The sequence below is a fragment of the Kribbella sp. NPDC051770 genome (genome assembly GCF_040681455.1).
Classification (GTDB): domain Bacteria; phylum Actinomycetota; class Actinomycetes; order Propionibacteriales; family Kribbellaceae; genus Kribbella.
This window is the reverse complement of record NZ_JBFAYT010000013.1, coordinates 42883-57772: the sequence shown is the minus strand read 5'-3', so window position 1 is coordinate 57772 and position 14890 is coordinate 42883. Positions and strand designations below refer to the sequence as shown.

The 14890-nt window shown below is 69.9% G+C and carries 13 protein-coding genes; 9 read left to right on the top strand and 4 right to left on the bottom strand.

Annotated features, from left to right (window positions below; genetic code table 11):
- The gene (locus AB0M01_RS32860; RefSeq protein WP_363676372.1) at positions 1-1161 is read right to left on the bottom strand and encodes an ROK family protein; all 1161 of its coding nucleotides are present in this window, start codon (positions 1159-1161) and stop codon (positions 1-3) included.
- A 41-nt stretch (positions 1162-1202) separates the two neighbouring features.
- Between AB0M01_RS32860 and AB0M01_RS32855 the strand changes: the two genes are divergently transcribed.
- Together AB0M01_RS32855 and AB0M01_RS32850 are read left to right on the top strand one after the other, a co-directional pair.
- Positions 1203-1811 carry an HAD-IA family hydrolase gene (locus AB0M01_RS32855; RefSeq protein WP_363676371.1) on the top strand — a complete coding sequence of 203 codons (609 nt, stop codon included), beginning with the start codon at positions 1203-1205 and terminating at the stop codon, positions 1809-1811.
- 37 nt (positions 1812-1848) lie between these two features.
- Positions 1849-2952 (top strand): MFS transporter, encoded by a 1104-nt coding sequence (locus AB0M01_RS32850; RefSeq protein WP_363676370.1) that lies wholly within the window; start codon positions 1849-1851, stop codon positions 2950-2952.
- On the opposite strand, the gene AB0M01_RS32845 is transcribed toward AB0M01_RS32850, so the two are convergent.
- A complete protein-coding gene (locus AB0M01_RS32845) occupies positions 2881-3525 on the bottom strand; it encodes an HAD-IA family hydrolase (RefSeq protein ID WP_363676369.1) in 645 nt (214 codons plus the stop codon). The genes AB0M01_RS32850 and AB0M01_RS32845 overlap by 72 nt on opposite strands.
- Before the next feature lie 238 nt (positions 3526-3763).
- Here AB0M01_RS32845 and AB0M01_RS32840 point away from each other — a divergent pair, with 238 nt between their 5' ends.
- The 5 genes from AB0M01_RS32840 to rpmB all read left to right on the top strand — a co-directional run bounded on the left by AB0M01_RS32840 (position 3764) and on the right by rpmB (position 9215).
- A complete protein-coding gene (locus AB0M01_RS32840) occupies positions 3764-5050 on the top strand; it encodes an ABC transporter substrate-binding protein (protein ID WP_363676368.1) in 1287 nt (428 codons plus the stop codon).
- A gap of 1 nt (position 5051) precedes the next feature.
- Positions 5052-6086 carry a sugar ABC transporter permease gene (locus AB0M01_RS32835; RefSeq protein WP_363676367.1) on the top strand — a complete coding sequence of 345 codons (1035 nt, stop codon included), beginning with the start codon at positions 5052-5054 and terminating at the stop codon, positions 6084-6086.
- A complete protein-coding gene (locus AB0M01_RS32830) occupies positions 6076-6903 on the top strand; it encodes a carbohydrate ABC transporter permease (protein WP_363676366.1) in 828 nt (275 codons plus the stop codon). The genes AB0M01_RS32835 and AB0M01_RS32830 overlap by 11 nt, the downstream gene beginning before the upstream one ends.
- Before the next feature lie 24 nt (positions 6904-6927).
- Positions 6928-8913 (top strand): aldo/keto reductase, encoded by a 1986-nt coding sequence (locus AB0M01_RS32825; RefSeq protein WP_363676365.1) that lies wholly within the window; start codon positions 6928-6930, stop codon positions 8911-8913.
- A gap of 80 nt (positions 8914-8993) precedes the next feature.
- A complete protein-coding gene (gene rpmB, locus AB0M01_RS32820; protein WP_077012774.1) occupies positions 8994-9215 on the top strand; it encodes a 50S ribosomal protein L28 in 222 nt (73 codons plus the stop codon).
- A 69-nt stretch (positions 9216-9284) separates the two neighbouring features.
- Here rpmB and AB0M01_RS32815 read toward each other — a convergent pair whose 3' ends face one another.
- Together AB0M01_RS32815 and AB0M01_RS32810 are read right to left on the bottom strand one after the other, a co-directional pair.
- The gene (locus tag AB0M01_RS32815; protein WP_363676364.1) at positions 9285-9770 is read right to left on the bottom strand and encodes an AAA family ATPase; all 486 of its coding nucleotides are present in this window, start codon (positions 9768-9770) and stop codon (positions 9285-9287) included.
- Positions 9771-9891: 121 nt separating this feature from the next.
- Positions 9892-10905 carry an SAM-dependent methyltransferase gene (locus AB0M01_RS32810; protein ID WP_363676363.1) on the bottom strand — a complete coding sequence of 338 codons (1014 nt, stop codon included), beginning with the start codon at positions 10903-10905 and terminating at the stop codon, positions 9892-9894.
- Between the two features lie 44 nt (positions 10906-10949).
- On the opposite strand from AB0M01_RS32810, the gene AB0M01_RS32805 reads away from it, so the two are divergent.
- Both AB0M01_RS32805 and recG read left to right on the top strand, forming a co-directional pair.
- Complete coding sequence (locus AB0M01_RS32805; protein ID WP_363676362.1) at positions 10950-12635, top strand: DAK2 domain-containing protein; 1686 nt, start codon at positions 10950-10952, stop codon at positions 12633-12635.
- A complete protein-coding gene (gene recG / locus AB0M01_RS32800) occupies positions 12632-14875 on the top strand; it encodes an ATP-dependent DNA helicase RecG (protein WP_363676361.1) in 2244 nt (747 codons plus the stop codon). The genes AB0M01_RS32805 and recG overlap by 4 nt, the downstream gene beginning before the upstream one ends.
- Positions 14876-14890 lie beyond the last annotated feature (15 nt).

Genomic DNA, 14890 nt, shown 5'->3' with positions numbered 1-14890 from the left:
CTAGTGCGTGGCTGCCCAGGCGGTGAGCGACGCTTCCGAGGTGAGGTGGTCGAGGCCGAGGGCTCCGGCGCCGCGCAGGACGCCGTCGGTGGGGTGGGCGGCGTCGAGCACCGGCGGGGGAGTGGCCCGGTGGAAGGTCATCAGGTTGTCCTCGTACGCCGCGGCGAAGGCTGTCGGTGCTGCGGCGCGGAGGGGGACGGCCAGGCCGCCGAGGGTGATGACTGAAGGGTCGTGCACGTTGACGAGGCCGGCGATGCCTGCGCCGAGGGCTTCGTTGACGGAGTCGAGGGCAGCCTGGACAGCGGGAGAATTGGGAGTCTGGAGAAGGGTGTCCGCATACCCGTAGGGATCCTCCGGCTCCGGCTCGCCGAGGTGGCGCGCCAGGGCTCGGCCGTCGATCTCCAGGTCCCAGCAGCCTCGGGCGCCGCAGGGGCAGCGGACCGAGCGGTCGCCGTACGGGGTGTGGCCGTACTCGCCTGCTGTGCCACTGGCTCCGGCTACTGGGACGCCGTCCAGGAGGAGGGTGCCGCCGATGCCTACCTCGACGATGAGGTGGAGAGCCGTGCCGGCTCCGGCGGCGGCGCCGGTGCGGGCTTCGGCTACTCCGGCGAGGGTGGCGTCGTTGCCGGTGAGCAGGTAGAGCCCGGTGTCCTCGACTACTGGGGAGAGGTCTACGTCGTTCCAGGAGAGGGTTGAGGCCTGCAGCAGCTCTTGGCCGCGGACAGTGCCCGGTACGGCGAGGGCTACTGCTTGCAGGCGGTCGCCGTACCGGCTGGCGGCTTCAGCGACTGCATCGCGGAGTGCTGCGAGGACGGGGGCTGGGCGGCGGGCTTGGTGCTGGCGGGGTGGGAGCTGCTGGAGGGAGCCGTCGAGGGCGACGACGCCGCTGCGCCAGCCGCCTTGGCGGATCTCTAGAGCTAGCACTACCGGGCCCTGGGGGTGTGCGGTGAGGACGGTGGTCGGGCGACCGCGGCCCTGGATGGGGGCGGGGAGTTCGCTGAGGAGTTGCAAGTCGCGGAGGCGGGCGGTGACCTCAGTCGCAGAACCGGTACTGAGTCTCAGGGTCTTGGCCACGGCAGCGCGGGTGATGCCGGGTTGGCGGCTCACCAGGGACAGGACGTCGGACGCGGTCTGCCACTGACCTCTTCTGCTCACGATCATCTCCAGGTTATCCTCGGAGGACGAGCTTAATGGAGGCGGTTGTGAATCCACGGGACATCCACGCGGTGCTGTTCGACATGGACGGCACGCTGGTCGACTCCGACGCCGCGGTCGAGCGGGCCTGGACTACCTGGGCTGATGAGTACGGCGTTGACGCGGCGCAGGTGCTTGCTGTTGCGCACGGGAGCCCGGCGGCGTCGGTTGTCGCTCGGGTTCGGCCGGATCTCGAGTTGGCTCGACGGGCTGAGGCTGCGCTGCGGCAGCACGAGCTCCAGTACGACGATCTGGTGGATGTCGTTCCTACTCCTGGGGCGCACGAGTTGCTCGCGCTGCTGGAGCGGCGGGGGATTCCGTGGGCGGTTGTCACCAGTGCGGATCAGCGGCTTGCCGAGGCTCGGCTGGGGGCGGCGGGGATCGAGGCGAAGGTGCTGGTGACGATCGAGGACGTTGCGCACGGGAAGCCGGATCCTGAGGGGTATCTGCGCGGTGCGGAGCTGCTGGGCGTGCGGCCGGAGCACTGCCTGGTGGTGGAGGACGCCGAGGTCGGGCTCGCGGCCGGCAAGGCGGCGGGTGCTTACACCGCTGGGCTGAAAGGGCTGCAGGGTGATCTCGCGCTGACGGACCTGCACCAGCTCGCCGCGCTGCTGTGAGCGGGGTGGGTGGAGCTACGTCGACTGGCAGGCTGCGATGAGCCGGGTCGACCTGCGGATCGGGCTGGCCCTCTCGGCGCTCGGCTTCCTGCTCGCCGGGCTGGGCGCTTCGATCGCCGTACTCGCCAGGGACCTCGGCAAATCCACCGACCAGCTGGCGATCCTCTCCTCAGCGTTCGCCGTCGGGCTGCTGATCGTTGCCGTGATCGGGCCGTTGCTGCTGCGGAGCTTCCACATCGGGACAGTCCTGCGGGCCGGCTCGCTGCTGTGTGCGGTGGGCGCAGCAGCGCTGGCGCTGGCGCACGGGTTCGCAGTGGCGGTCGCAGGTGGGCTGCTGATCGGCGTCGGCGGTGCGCTGCTCGTCCTCGTCGCGCCGCTGCTGCTGCACGGGCCGACGGCCGCGGCTCGGCTGACCAGGGTCAACGCCGTCTCCAGCGCCACCGGGATCCTTGCCCCGCTGGCGATCGGAGGGGTCGACGCGCTCGGCGCCACCGGGCGGATCGCGCTGCTGGCCGCAGTACCGCCGCTGCTGGTACTGGCGGCCCTCGCCGGGTCCGGAGACGCTCCGATTCATGAGGAAGCTGACCGGGCGCCGGCAGGTCAAATCCTCAAAGGCTGGCTGCGCGTCGTACTGGCTGTCGCCGTCGAGTTCTGCTTCGTCGTCTGGGCGGTCGCCCGGCTCGCGGCGACCGGTGTGCCGATGTCCACCGCAGCGCTGCTCGGCAGTGCCTTCCCGATCGGGATGGCGGCCGGCAGAGCGATCGGCCCCATCAACTGGCGCGGCTGGTCGCCCCTGGTCCCAGCAGCACTACTGGCAACCACCGGCACCCTGCTCGTCTGCCTCTTCAACCAACCAGCAGCAGTAGCGGCAGGCCTCCTCATAGCAGGCCTCGGCGTAGCGCCCCTCTACCCGCTCAACATCGCCGCCCTCGTCGCCATCCCCGGCATCAATCCAGCTCGCCTGGCGGCACTCGGCGCACTGGCCTCCGGTACGGCGATCCTCCTGGCGCCGACCGCGCTGGCCGCACTCGCCGGCTGGCTGGACCTCCGGACAGCCTTCCTGATCCCCCTACCCCTGCTGGCGATCCTCTGGCTCGTCAGTCGCGACCGGCAGCCCGTACGAGTGCAGGAGCCCGCGTAACACCGGTACGCCGCTCGACAGGTGGAACAGCTCGGCGTGCAGCCCCGCCTCCCGCGCGCCCTCCACGTTCCGCTCGTTGTCGTCGACGAACAGCACCGCCGACGGCGGCAGGTCGATCGCGCGCAGGATCGTCTTGAAGTACGCCGGGTCCGGCTTGGCCAGCCCGAGGTCGCAGGAGTAGAACGACCGGTCGAACCACTGCCCGTAGTCGCGCTCGTCGTTCATGATCGTGCGCCGGTACGACTGCTGGTTGGTCGCCAGGTGACACGGTACGCCGGCCGCCCGCAGCTCCTGGACGACCGCGATCGCCTCCGGTACGGCGGCGAACCGCTCCCACAGCCCCAGCACCTCGCCGATCGGCGTCGTCACCTCCCAGCGCTCCAGTACGGCGGCCACGGCGTCGTGGAAGTCGCCCTGGCCGGCGATCGACGGGGCCTCCGAGGCGATCAGGTCGAGCACGAACTCGTCGGCCGACCGGCCGGGGCCGACGAAGGCCGCCAGTGTGGCCTGCCAGTCGACGGTCGGTTCCTGGATCACGCCGTCGGCGTCGAACAGCACCGCATCGATACGCATACCACCATCCAAGCAGCCGCCCGGCCGACCCGCGGCGCCCCGGCCAACCCATGGTCAACCCGCGGCGCCCCCGGGCGACCAGCCGCGCTCCGAGCACCGAGACACCGGGTTTGGCCGATTCAGGCACAGGGGACCTGACCCCTTGACCGGTTCAGTTGGTATGCGCTTACCTTGAGGCCGTCTGAACACTTGTGAACAACTTCTGGCGCAATCGAACACAGAGAGCCCGGTGAGGCGCATGACTCTGACCAGACGGAAGTTCCTGAGCCTGACCGCGGGAGGCGTCGCCGCCGCGACCACGGGCCTCACCGGGTGCGGCTCGCGCAGTTCGCTCGGGGCCCACGACGAGCTCAGCCTGTGGGCCTGGACCGGCTCGGTGAACGACGACCTGATCGCCCAGGCGGCCAAGGGCATCCCCGGCGCGACCGGCAAGAAGATCGCGCTGACCCGGATCGGCGGCGACTACAAGACCAAGCTGCTGACCTCGCTGGCCGGCAAGTCGATGGTCCCCGACATCGTCGGCCTGAACGACGACGTCGCGACGTACTTCCCGAACGCCGACCAGTTCCTGGATCTGCACGAGCTGGGCGCGGACAAGGTCAAGGGCGACTTCCTGGAGTGGAAGTGGAAGCTCGGCATCACCCCGGACAACCGGATGATGGCCTTCCCGATGGACACCGGCCCGACCGCGCTGTTCTACCGCCGGGACATCTTCGCCAAGGCCGGCCTGCCGACCGAGCCCGGTGACGTCGCCGCCGCGGCGGCCGAGTGGCCCGCCTACATCGAGCTCGGCAAGAAGCTGAAGCAGGCCGTGCCCGGCTCGGCGATCACCGACAACATCACCTCGACGTACGCCTACCGGCTCGCCCAGCTGCCGCAGCGCTACATGACGCCTGACGGCAAGTACATCGGCGACCAGGACCACATCCGCGAGGCCTGGGACCTGTCGGTGCAGGTGGTCAAGGAAGGGCTGTCGGCCAACGCGCAGAACGGCAGCACCGACGCCAACGCCGTCATCACCAACGGCCGGCTCGCCGCCTTCGTCGGCGCGGTCTGGTGGGCCCAGCTCGGCCCGAAGAACGCGGCGCCGGACAGCAAGGGACAGTGGCGCGTCACCCCGGCACCTGGTGGGCCGGGCAACCGCGGCGGCTCGTTCCTGGCGATCACGAAGTACTGCAAGGACCCCGAGGCCGCGTTCGCGTTCATCACCTGGCTGGAGTCGGCCAAGAGCCAGGCCCAGTCGTTCCTCGACCCGGTGCTGTTCCCGTCCACGCCGGCCAGCTACGACGACCCGAAGATGAACGACCCGGACGAGTTCTTCGGCGGCCAGAAGATCGTCGACGTCTTCGCGGAGTCGGCCAAGAAGTACCCCGGCACCTACTTCAGCCCGTACGACTCGATCATCAACAAGCCGATCACCGCCGAGCTGGTCAACGTCGAGATCGGCGCCAAGAGCTCGGACCAGGCCTGGCGCGACGCCCAGCACCTGGTCGACCGGGAGCTGACCAGGGTGGGGGCGATCTGAGATGGCCGTCAGCGACGCACTCCGCTCCCCGGCGGCCGTCCGGGTCACCGACGACGGCCCGAGCAAGCCGCCGAACAGGTTCCGGCAGGCCTTCCCCCAGTACGCCGCGGTGTCGCCGTTCTTCATCCTGTTCGCGATCTTCGGCGCCTTCCCGGTGTTCTTCTCGATCTGGCTTTCGTTCCACTCCTGGGACGGCATCGGCCAGATGAAGTGGGTCGGGCTGGAGCAGTACAGCTACCTGTTCACCGACCCGACGTTCTGGAAGTCGATCACCAACACCCTGATCATCTGGGTGCTCTCGACGGTCCCGATGCTGCTGCTGGCGCTGCTGATCGCGAACGCGCTGCACAACGCGACCCGGTTCCGCAGTTTCTACCGGATCGCCTACTTCATCCCCAACATCACCTCGGTGGTCGCGGTGACGATGGTGTTCGGCTCGGTGTTCAGCAACAACTTCGGGCTGCTGAACGCGTTCCTGACCTCGATCGGGCTGGACAAGATCGAGTGGCTCAGCCAGCCCTGGGGGATCAAGATCGCGATCGCCACCATCGTCGCCTGGCGCTGGACCGGCTACAACGCGATCATCTTCCTGGCCGGCCTGCAGGCGATCTCGTCCGACATCTACGAGGCGGCCAAGGTCGACGGCGCCTCGAAGCGGCAGCAGTTCTGGCAGATCACCGTCCCGCTGCTGCGCCCGGTGATCCTGTTCACCGCGGTCACCTCGACGATCGGCGGGCTGCAGATCTTCACCGAGTCGCAGGTGCTGTTCGGCGCCAGCGGCTCGATCGGCGGCCCGGGCGACGGCGGTCTGACGATCGTGTCCTACCTGTACGACAACGCCTTCGGCGCCAACCAGTTCGGGTACGGCGCGGCCGTCGGCTGGGCGCTGTTCATCCTGATCGTGCTCTTCTCGATCATCAACTGGCGCTTGATCGGCGGCAACGACGACGAACGGATCACCAAGCGGGCGGCCCGCCGGGCGCAGCGCAAGATCGCCGCGGAGAAGGCCGGGAAGGAGTACGCCGATGCGCACTGAACGAGTCCGTGAGGTGACCAGCCACGTCGTGCTGCTGCTCGGCGTCCTGGTCTCGCTGTTCCCGTTCTACTGGATGCTGGTGATGGCGTCGAACACGACGCCGGACATCTTCACCTACCCGCCGAAGCTGCTGGTCGGGTCGCACCTGCTGGAGAACATGCGCAACGTGCTGGACAACATCGACTTCTTCGGGGCGATGCTGCTCACGCTGTTCGCCTCCCTCGGGGTCACCGTCCTGGTGCTGTTCTTCGACTCGCTGGCGGCGTTCGCGTTCGCCAAGTACGAGTTCCCCGGCCGGAACCTGCTGTTCGGGATCCTGCTGGTCACCTTCATGATCCCGTCCCAGCTCGCGCTGGTCCCGCAGTTCGTGACGCTGGCGGAGTTCGGCTGGATCGGGTCGCTGAAGGCCCTCATCATCCCGGGCGCGGCGAACGCGTTCGGGATCTTCTGGATGCGCCAGTACGCCAAGGGCGCGATCCCCGACGAACTGATCTCGGCCGCCAAGGTCGACGGCGCCGGCTTCTTCCGGCAGTACCTCACCGTCGGCCTGCCGGTGCTGCGGCCCGGTCTGGCCTTTCTCGGCATCTTCACCTTCATCAACGTCTGGAACGACTACCTCTGGCCGCTGATCGTGATGACGGACCCGAACCGGCTCACCCTCCAGGTCGCCCTCCAGCAGCTGAACGGTGTGTACGGCACCGACTACAGCATGGTGATGGCGGGCGCCCTGATGAGCGTGATCCCCTTGATCGGGGTCTTCATCATCGGGGGCCGGCACTTCATCGCCGACATCGCCGCCGGCGCCATGAAATTCTGATCGACCACTTCACAAGGGGCCTACGTGTCACAAGACAAGATTCGCTGGGGAGTCCTGGGGACCGGCAACATCGCGTCCCGGTTCGCCAGTCAGATCCCGTCCTCGTCCACCGGTGTGCTGGCCGCGGTCGGCAGCCGCAGCCAGGAGTCGGCCGACGCGTTCGGGGACAAGTACTCGATCCCGCACCGGCACGCGTCGTACGAGGAACTGCTCGCCGACGACACCGTCGACGCGGTCTACATCGCCACGCCGCACCCGCTGCACCCGGAGTGGGCGATCAAGACCGCCGAGGCCGGTAAGCACGTGCTGTGCGAGAAGCCGCTGGCGATCAACCGGTCCTGGGCGGCGGCGATGATCGAGGCCGCGGTGCGCAACGACGTCTTCCTGATGGAGGCGTACATGTACCGCTGCCTGCCGCAGACCAAGCTGGTCGCGCAGCTGATCCGCGACGGCGAGATCGGGGCCGTGCACCAGATCCAGGCGTCGTTCGCGTTCCAGGCCCAGTTCCGGGCCGAGAGCCGGATCTTCGCCGACGAGCTGGCCGGCGGCGGCATCCTCGACGTCGGCGGGTACCCGGTCTCGTACGCCCGGTTGATCGCGGGTGCCGCGACCGGTCAGCCGTTCGCCGACCCGGCCGCGGTGACCGCGGCCGGCAACGTCGGCGAGACCGGGGTCGACGAGTGGGCGGTGGCGACGCTGTTCTTCGACAGCGGGCTGACCGCCCAGGTGCAGACCGGCGTCCGGCTGAAGGACGAGCCGCTGGTCAAGATCCTCGGCAGCGACGGGTTCATCGTCGTCGAGGACCCGTGGTTCGGCGGCGACGGCAAGCCGACCCACGTCACCGTGCACAAGATCGGGCAGGAGCCGCGGGACATCTCCGCGGAGCCGGCCTACATCTACGCCGCCGAGGCGGACGCCGTGGCGGCCGGGATCGCCGCCCGGCAGGCCCCGGAGATGACCTGGGCCGACACCCTGGGCAACCTCGAGGTCCAGGACGAGTGGCGCAAGCTGATCGGCCAGCAGTACGCGAGCGAGCGCGACGACGCCGCCGTACCGACCGCGACCGGCCGGCCGCTGGCCCGGCGCGACGACGCCCCGATGACGTACGGGACCGTGCCCGGCCTGGACAAGCAGGTCTCCCGGCTGGTGATGGGCGTCGACAACCAGAACACGCTGCCGCACGCCGCGACGATCTTCGACGACTTCGTCGAGCGCGGCGGGACGACGTTCGACACGGCGTACATCTACGGCGGCGGGCGTGGCGAGCGGCTCCTCGGGCAGTGGATGAAGACCCGCGGCAACCGCGACGAGGTGGTTGTCATCGGCAAGGGTGCGCACACGCCGCACTGCGACCCGGAGTCGATCGGCCGACAGCTGGAGGAGAGCCTGCAGCGGCTGCAGACCGACCACGTCGACCTGTACCTGATGCACCGCGACAACGAGGAGATCCCGGTCGGGGAGTTCGTCGACGCCATGGACGAGCAGTTCCGGGCGGGCCGGTTCAAGGCGTTCGGTGGGTCGAACTGGACCACCGCGCGCTTCGACGAGGCGAACGAGTACGCCAAGGCGAACGGCAAGCAGCCGCTGACGCTGCTGAGCAATCACCTCAGCCTGGCCCGGGCGTACGACGTACCGTGGAAGGGCTGCCGGCACGTCAGCGACGACGAGTCGCAGGCGTGGCTGCGGGAGCGCCAGGTCGCGCTGTTCCCGTGGTCGAGTCAGGCTCGCGGGTTCTTCACCGGCCGGGCGAAGCCGGAGGACACCTCGGACGAGGAGCTGGTGCGCTGCTTCTACTCCGACGAGAACTTCCGGCGGCTGGACCGCGCGCGGGAGCTCGCCAAGGCCAAGAACGTCGAGCCGACGGCGATCGCGTTGGCGTGGCTGCTCCATCAGCCGTATCCTGTGTTTCCGCTGATCGGGCCGCGGCAGATCAGCGAGACCCGTACCTCACTGCCGGGACTGTCGGTGCAGCTCACCGACGAGGAAGTGGCCTGGCTCACGGCGGACTGACCGGTTTGGTCGGCTCCACAGACGCTGTGTAACATGGTCTGTCGGCGTACGACCCTGAACACCCTTGACCACGGAGAATCATGTCTAAGAAGTGCGATGTTTGCGGCAAGCAGCCGACGTTCGGCAACAGTGTTGCCCGGCTGGGTAAGGGCGCGATGATCCGCCGGGTCAAGGCGCGTACGCCGCGACGGTTCAACCCCAACATTCAGCCGTTCCTGGCGGTCATCAAGGGCACCCCGACCAAGCTGAAGGTCTGCACCTCCTGCATCAAGGCGGGCAAGGTCCAGCGCGTCGTCGGCTAGTACTCTTCCGGCTCCCTGAGAGCCGGTCTCCGTGCAGGGCCTCGTAGGCGTCCGGGATGTCCCGGGCGCCTACTGCTGTTGTACGGCGTACGTCGTGTAGCCGGCGAGTTCGTCCGCGGTCGGACGCTCGAACAGCTCGTCCCAGGACCGCAGCTCCCGCTCGGTGATGTGGAAGGTGTTGGCCGGCGCGACCTGGTTGCGGGCGTCGAGCCGCTTCCAGAGCACGTCGAGCGGCAGGTCGAGCACGATCATCTCGGTCCGGGCGCCCAGTTCCGCGGACCGCTCGCGGAACAGCTCACGCTCGTCGCGCGACCAGCAGCCGTAGTCGAGGATCACGTCGATCCCCAGCGTCAGCACCCGGGCGGCGACGCTCCAGAGCAGCTCCGACTCCAGCACCCAGCGCCGACCCTGGTGCTCGCCGGCGCCGAAGAGCGGGCTCATCCACTCGTCCGGCGTCAGCCGCAGCGCTCCGCGCTCGGCCTCCAGCTGCTTGGCCAGCGTCGTCTTGCCCGACCCGGGCAGGCCGATCAGCAGCGTCATCGTCGCCTGGACCATGACGGCACCCTAACCGCGGGCCCGGCCGGCGGGGCCTTGAACACCTGTTGGGGGCCTGGGACAGGCAATAACCTGTTCGAGGCCCCGGCTGGGTGTTGCCGGTCCCGGTTGTGGACGGCGGTCAGCGGGCGCGGGCGACCACGGTGATCTCGCGGCGGTTGTGGTGCAGCTGGCGGGCGTGCAGTACGTCGTACTCCTTGGCCAGGACGTCCATCCCGCGGCGGGCGGCGTCCAGCGGGTTGCGGCCGCCGCCTTTCAGCGTGACGACGGCGAGCGCGCCGCGGCGCAGGTGCGGTACGGCGTCGAGCATCACCCGCGCGCTCATCACCTGGTCCATCCGCATGTCGTTCACGACCACGTCGAAGCGCACGTCGTTGCGGCGGAAGAACTCGCCGGCTGTCGTCGCCACGTGGTGGATCCGGCGGTCGGAGTCCAGCCGCGGGTCGAGCGCGCCGGGGTCGACCGACCAGACCTCCTGCTCGTACTGGCGCAAGATCCGCGTCCACCCGCCCGGGCTGGCGCCCAGGTCGAGGCCCTTGCCGCCCGGCTTCAGCCCGAGGTGGAAGGTCCGGATCGCCTCTTCGAGCTTGAACTCCGAGCGCGACACGCGGTCGTCCGAGCGGGCCAGCCGCATCCGGCCGCCCGGCCAGTCCGCGAGGCTGTCGGCGAGGCGGTTGAGCCCGATCAGCACCTGGCGCTGGGAGACGAAGCAGGAGACGACGACGTCCTGCTCGGCCCGCGAGACCGCGATCCCGCGGGCGCCGAGCGCCTCGTCGAGCAGGTGGTAGTAGGTGCCGCCGGTCCCCGCGCCGTCGGTCCAGGTCTGGACGGCGAGCGCCTGGGGATGCTTCGGCAGCTCGGCGAGGATCAGCTCGGCGAGCTCGTGCGCGGGCGGTACGTCGTCCGGCGGGAAGCTCGCGATCTCGACGGTCAGGTGCCGGACGAAGACGATCCGGCCGGTGTCGCAGGCCGCGGCCAGGTCGGCGACCGGCGGGGCGTTGTCGGTGATCCGGCCGAGGTCGGCGCTGACCCGCTCGATCCGGACCTCGCGGCCGAACTCCTCCCGGATCTCCCGCACCGCGAGCTCGTAGGAATCGCGGTCGGCGGAGAACAGCACCGGAGCAGTTGCGAGCACAACACATGGTAAGCGGGTGGTCGGTACCGGATAACCTTCCGGGCGTGGATGAGCTGACGGTCGGGGTGCTGCGGAGCTGGGCCCGTACGGCGCTCGTCGAGCTGGGCCGGGCGCGGACGGAGATCGACGATCTCAACGTCTACCCGGTCCCGGACGGCGACACCGGGACCAACCTGTACCTGACCTGGGAGGCGGCGTGCGACGCGCTGCCGGAGGGCGAGCTGACGTTCGCGGAGGCGGTCCAGGCGTTCGGGCGGGGCGCGTTGCTCGGGGCGCGGGGGAACTCCGGGGTGATCACGTCGCAGCTGGTGCGCGCCTGCGGGCTGCGGCTGATGGAGATGCTGTCGGCCGAGGGCCCGCCCTCGGGCGGCGCCGCGGCCGAGCGGCCGAGCGAGGCGGTGGCCTTTGCCGAGGCGCTGGTCTTCGCCGCCGACGCGGCATACGGCGCCGTCGCTCAGCCGGTCGAGGGGACCATGCTGACCGTCGCCCGGGTCGCCGCTGACGCGGCGCTTGCTGCGGCGAGCGAGGACAAGAACCTCGCCGAGGTCTGCTTGGCTGCCGTCGCGGCTGCGCGGGTCGCTCTGACCAAGACCACCGAGCAGCTCGACGTGCTGAAGCGCGCCGGCGTGGTCGACGCCGGGGGAGCCGGCCTGGTGGTGATCCTCGGCGCGATGGAGTCGGTGCTGTCCGGTCGCCCGGCCGGGTTCGACTGGTCGGTCCCGGCGCGCAGCCCGCGAGCGCCTGTCGCCTCCGGCGACATCGCGGCGGCAGCAGCTTCCGGCGACAGCGCTGCGCTCGCACTCACCGGCGCCGACGAGCTGGGGCCGGACGGGCCGGCGTACGAGGTGATGTACCTGCTGGACGCCGACGACGGGCGGATCGGCGAGCTGCGGCGGGCGCTGACCGGTCTGGGCGACTCCGTCGTGGTGGTCGGCGGTGACGGGCTCTGGAACGTCCACGTGCACACCGACGACGTCGGCGCGGTGATCGAGCTCGGGATCGGGATCGGGCGCCCGCACCGGATCCGGGTCACGCACTTCGCCGACCTCGCGCCGCACGCGCCGGTCCCCGGGCGCGCGGTGATCGCGGTGGCCGCCGGGGACGGGCTGGCCGAGCTGTTCGGCGAGGCGGGAGCGATCGTCGTACGAGGTGGTCCCGGCCGGCGTTGCTCGACCGGTGAGCTGCTGCGGGCGATCGAGCAGTCGAAGGCGCCGGAGATTGTGCTGCTGCCGAACGACAAGGACTCGATCGCGGTCGCCGAGGCCGCGGCCGCTGCCGCGCGGCAGGACGGCGTACGGGTGGCTGTGATCCCGACCCGCGCCCAGGTCCAGGGGCTGGCCGCGATCGCCGTGCACGACCCCGAGCGCAGCTTCGACGACGACGTCGTGCACCTGTCGGCGGCGGCCGGGCAGACCCGGCACGGCGCGGTCACGATCGCGGTCAAGGACGCCTGGACGATGGCCGGGACCTGCCGGATCGGCGACGCGCTGGGGGTGGTCGACGGCGACTTCACGCTGATCACCGAGGATCTGACCACGGCCGCGACAGGCGTCGTGGACCGGTTGCTGGGCGGTGGCGGCGAGCTGCTGACCGTGGTCAGCGGCCGTGAGGCGGACGCCGAACTGGTCGAGGCGGTGGTCCGGCACGTGCGCCGGCACCGCAAAGATGTCGACGTGATGGTGTACGACGGTGGGCAGGAGCGGTACCCGTTGCTGATCGGGGTGGAATGAAGACAGACATCGACCGGAAGCTGCGCGACTTCCTCGGCGCCCGGACGGCCAAGACGTTCACCGACGTGCTCGGGATCGAGACCGTCGGCGAGCTGCTGCGGCACTACCCGCGGCGGTACCTGAAGAAGGGTGAGCTGACGCCGTTCGACGAGCTGGAGGTCGGCGACCAGGCGACCGTGAACGGCCGGGTGAAGAAGGTCACCGTGCGGTCGCTGGACTCCAAGCAGGAGATCCGCCCGGACGAGGTGAACAAGTTCCGCCGGCACAAGACGATCACCAAGGTGGTGGTCACCGACGGCCGCAACGACCTGGAGCTGGCGTTCTTCAACCAGCCCTGGCTGGCCAACAAGCTGACGCCGGGCACCGCCGCGCTGTTCTGGGGCGAGGTGACGAAGTTCCGGGAGACCCTGCAGCTGAAGGGCCCGGGCACCGAGATCCTCGACGAGGAGGATCTCAGCGAGGCCGAGATCGAGCGCCGGGCCAAGCCGTTCCGGCCGCTCTACCCGGCGACCGCGAAGTTGCCGACGGCCACCATCGAGCGCAGCCTGAAGATCGTCCTGGACAACCTCGAGGAGCTGGACGACCCGATCCCCGAGCTGATCCTCAAGAACGAGGACCTGATCGGCTTGCGGGACGCGCTGCAGAAGATCCACCTGCCGGAGACCGAGGCCGACATCAGGGCGGCCGAGAAGCGGTTCCGGTTCGAGGAAGCGCTGGTGATGCAGACGATCCTGGCCCAGCGCCGGGCCGTCACCGACGCGCTCAAGGCCGTCCCGCGCGAGCGGACCGCCGGCGGGCTGCTCGACGACTTCGACGCACGGCTGCCGTTCCAGCTGACCGCCGGCCAGGCCGAGGTCTGCGACGAGATCTTCGCCGACATCGCCCGGGCGCACCCGATGCACCGGCTGCTCCAGGGCGAGGTCGGGTCCGGCAAGACCGTCGTCGCGCTGCGGGCGATGCTGTCGGTGGTCGACGCGGGCGGCCAGGCCGTCCTGCTCGCCCCGACCGAGGTGCTCGCGACCCAGCACCACAAGACGCTGACCAAGATGCTCGGCGAGCTGGCCGAGCAGGGCATGCTCGGCGGCGCCGAGCGGGCCACCAAGGTCGGGCTGCTGACCGGCTCGCTGAACGCGGCAGCCCGGCGTACGGCGATGCTGGACGCCGCGAGCGGCGCGGCGGGGATCGTCGTCGGGACGCACGCGCTGCTCGAGGACAAGGTCCAGTTCGCCGACCTCGGGCTGGTGGTGGTCGACGAGCAGCACCGGTTCGGGGTCGAGCAGCGGGCCGCGCTGAGCACGAAGTCGGGGGAGAACACGCCGCACGTCCTGGTGATGACCGCGACGCCGATCCCGCGCACGGTCGCGATGACCGTGTTCGGCGACCTGTCGGTGTCGACGCTGACCGAGCTGCCCGCCGGGCGGTCGCCGATCAAGTCGTCGGTGGTCCCGGCCAAGGAACGCCCGGCCTGGCTGGAGCGGGCCTGGGAGCGGGTCCGCGAGGAGGTCCAGAAGGGCCACCAGGCGTACGTCGTCTGCCCGCGGATCGGCGACGACGTGAAGAACGCCGCCGACGAGGAGGGCGAGTTCGCGGCCGGCGCCGAGGAGGAGACCGAGGCGAAGGGCAAGCCGCGGCCGGCGATCTCGGTGCTGCAGGTGGCCGAGGTGCTGGACGACGTACTGCCGGACCTGCGCAAGGCGGTGCTGCACGGGCGGCTCCCGGCCGACGAGAAGGACGCGGTGATGACCAAGTTCGCCGCGGGGGAGACCGACGTGCTGATCGCGACCACCGTGATCGAGGTCGGCGTCGACGTCCCGAACGCGTCGACGATGGTGATCTTGGACGCCGACCGGTTCGGCATCTCGCAGCTGCACCAGCTGCGCGGCCGGGTCGGGCGGGGGCAGGTGCCGGGGCTGTGCCTGCTGGTGACCGACAGCTGGCCGGCGTCGAAGTCGCGGGAGCGGCTGGACGCGGTCGCGTCGACCACGGACGGGTTCGAGCTGTCGCGGATCGACCTGGAGAACCGGCGCGAGGGTGACGTGCTCGGGGTGGCGCAGTCGGGGCGGCGGACGAGCCTGAAGCTGCTGAGTGTGCTGCGCGACGAGGACGTGATCTACGCGGCCCGGCACGTGGCGAACTCGATCGTGTCCGTGGACGCCTCGCTGGCCGAGTACCCGGCGCTGAAGGCGTTCGTGGCGGAGACGCTGGAGTCCGAGGCGGCTGAGTACTTGGAGAAGACATGAGCAGGCTGGGCGCGC

What these genes read in the sequence shown, in the direction of transcription:
- AB0M01_RS32840 (WP_363676368.1), top strand. Translation starts at nt 3,764, where the DNA reads ATGACTCTGACCAGACGGAAGTTCCTGAGCCTGACCGCGGGAGGCGTC.
- rpmB (WP_077012774.1), top strand. Translation starts at nt 8,994, where the DNA reads ATGTCTAAGAAGTGCGATGTTTGCGGCAAGCAGCCGACGTTCGGCAAC.
- AB0M01_RS32835 (WP_363676367.1), top strand. Translation starts at nt 5,052, where the DNA reads ATGGCCGTCAGCGACGCACTCCGCTCCCCGGCGGCCGTCCGGGTCACC.
- recG (WP_363676361.1), top strand. Translation starts at nt 12,632, where the DNA reads ATGAAGACAGACATCGACCGGAAGCTGCGCGACTTCCTCGGCGCCCGG.
- AB0M01_RS32815 (WP_363676364.1), bottom strand. Translation starts at nt 9,770, where the DNA reads ATGGTCCAGGCGACGATGACGCTGCTGATCGGCCTGCCCGGGTCGGGC.
- AB0M01_RS32860 (WP_363676372.1), bottom strand. Translation starts at nt 1,161, where the DNA reads ATGATCGTGAGCAGAAGAGGTCAGTGGCAGACCGCGTCCGACGTCCTG.
- AB0M01_RS32845 (WP_363676369.1), bottom strand. Translation starts at nt 3,525, where the DNA reads ATGCGTATCGATGCGGTGCTGTTCGACGCCGACGGCGTGATCCAGGAA.
- AB0M01_RS32850 (WP_363676370.1), top strand. Translation starts at nt 1,849, where the DNA reads ATGAGCCGGGTCGACCTGCGGATCGGGCTGGCCCTCTCGGCGCTCGGC.
- AB0M01_RS32830 (WP_363676366.1), top strand. Translation starts at nt 6,076, where the DNA reads ATGCGCACTGAACGAGTCCGTGAGGTGACCAGCCACGTCGTGCTGCTG.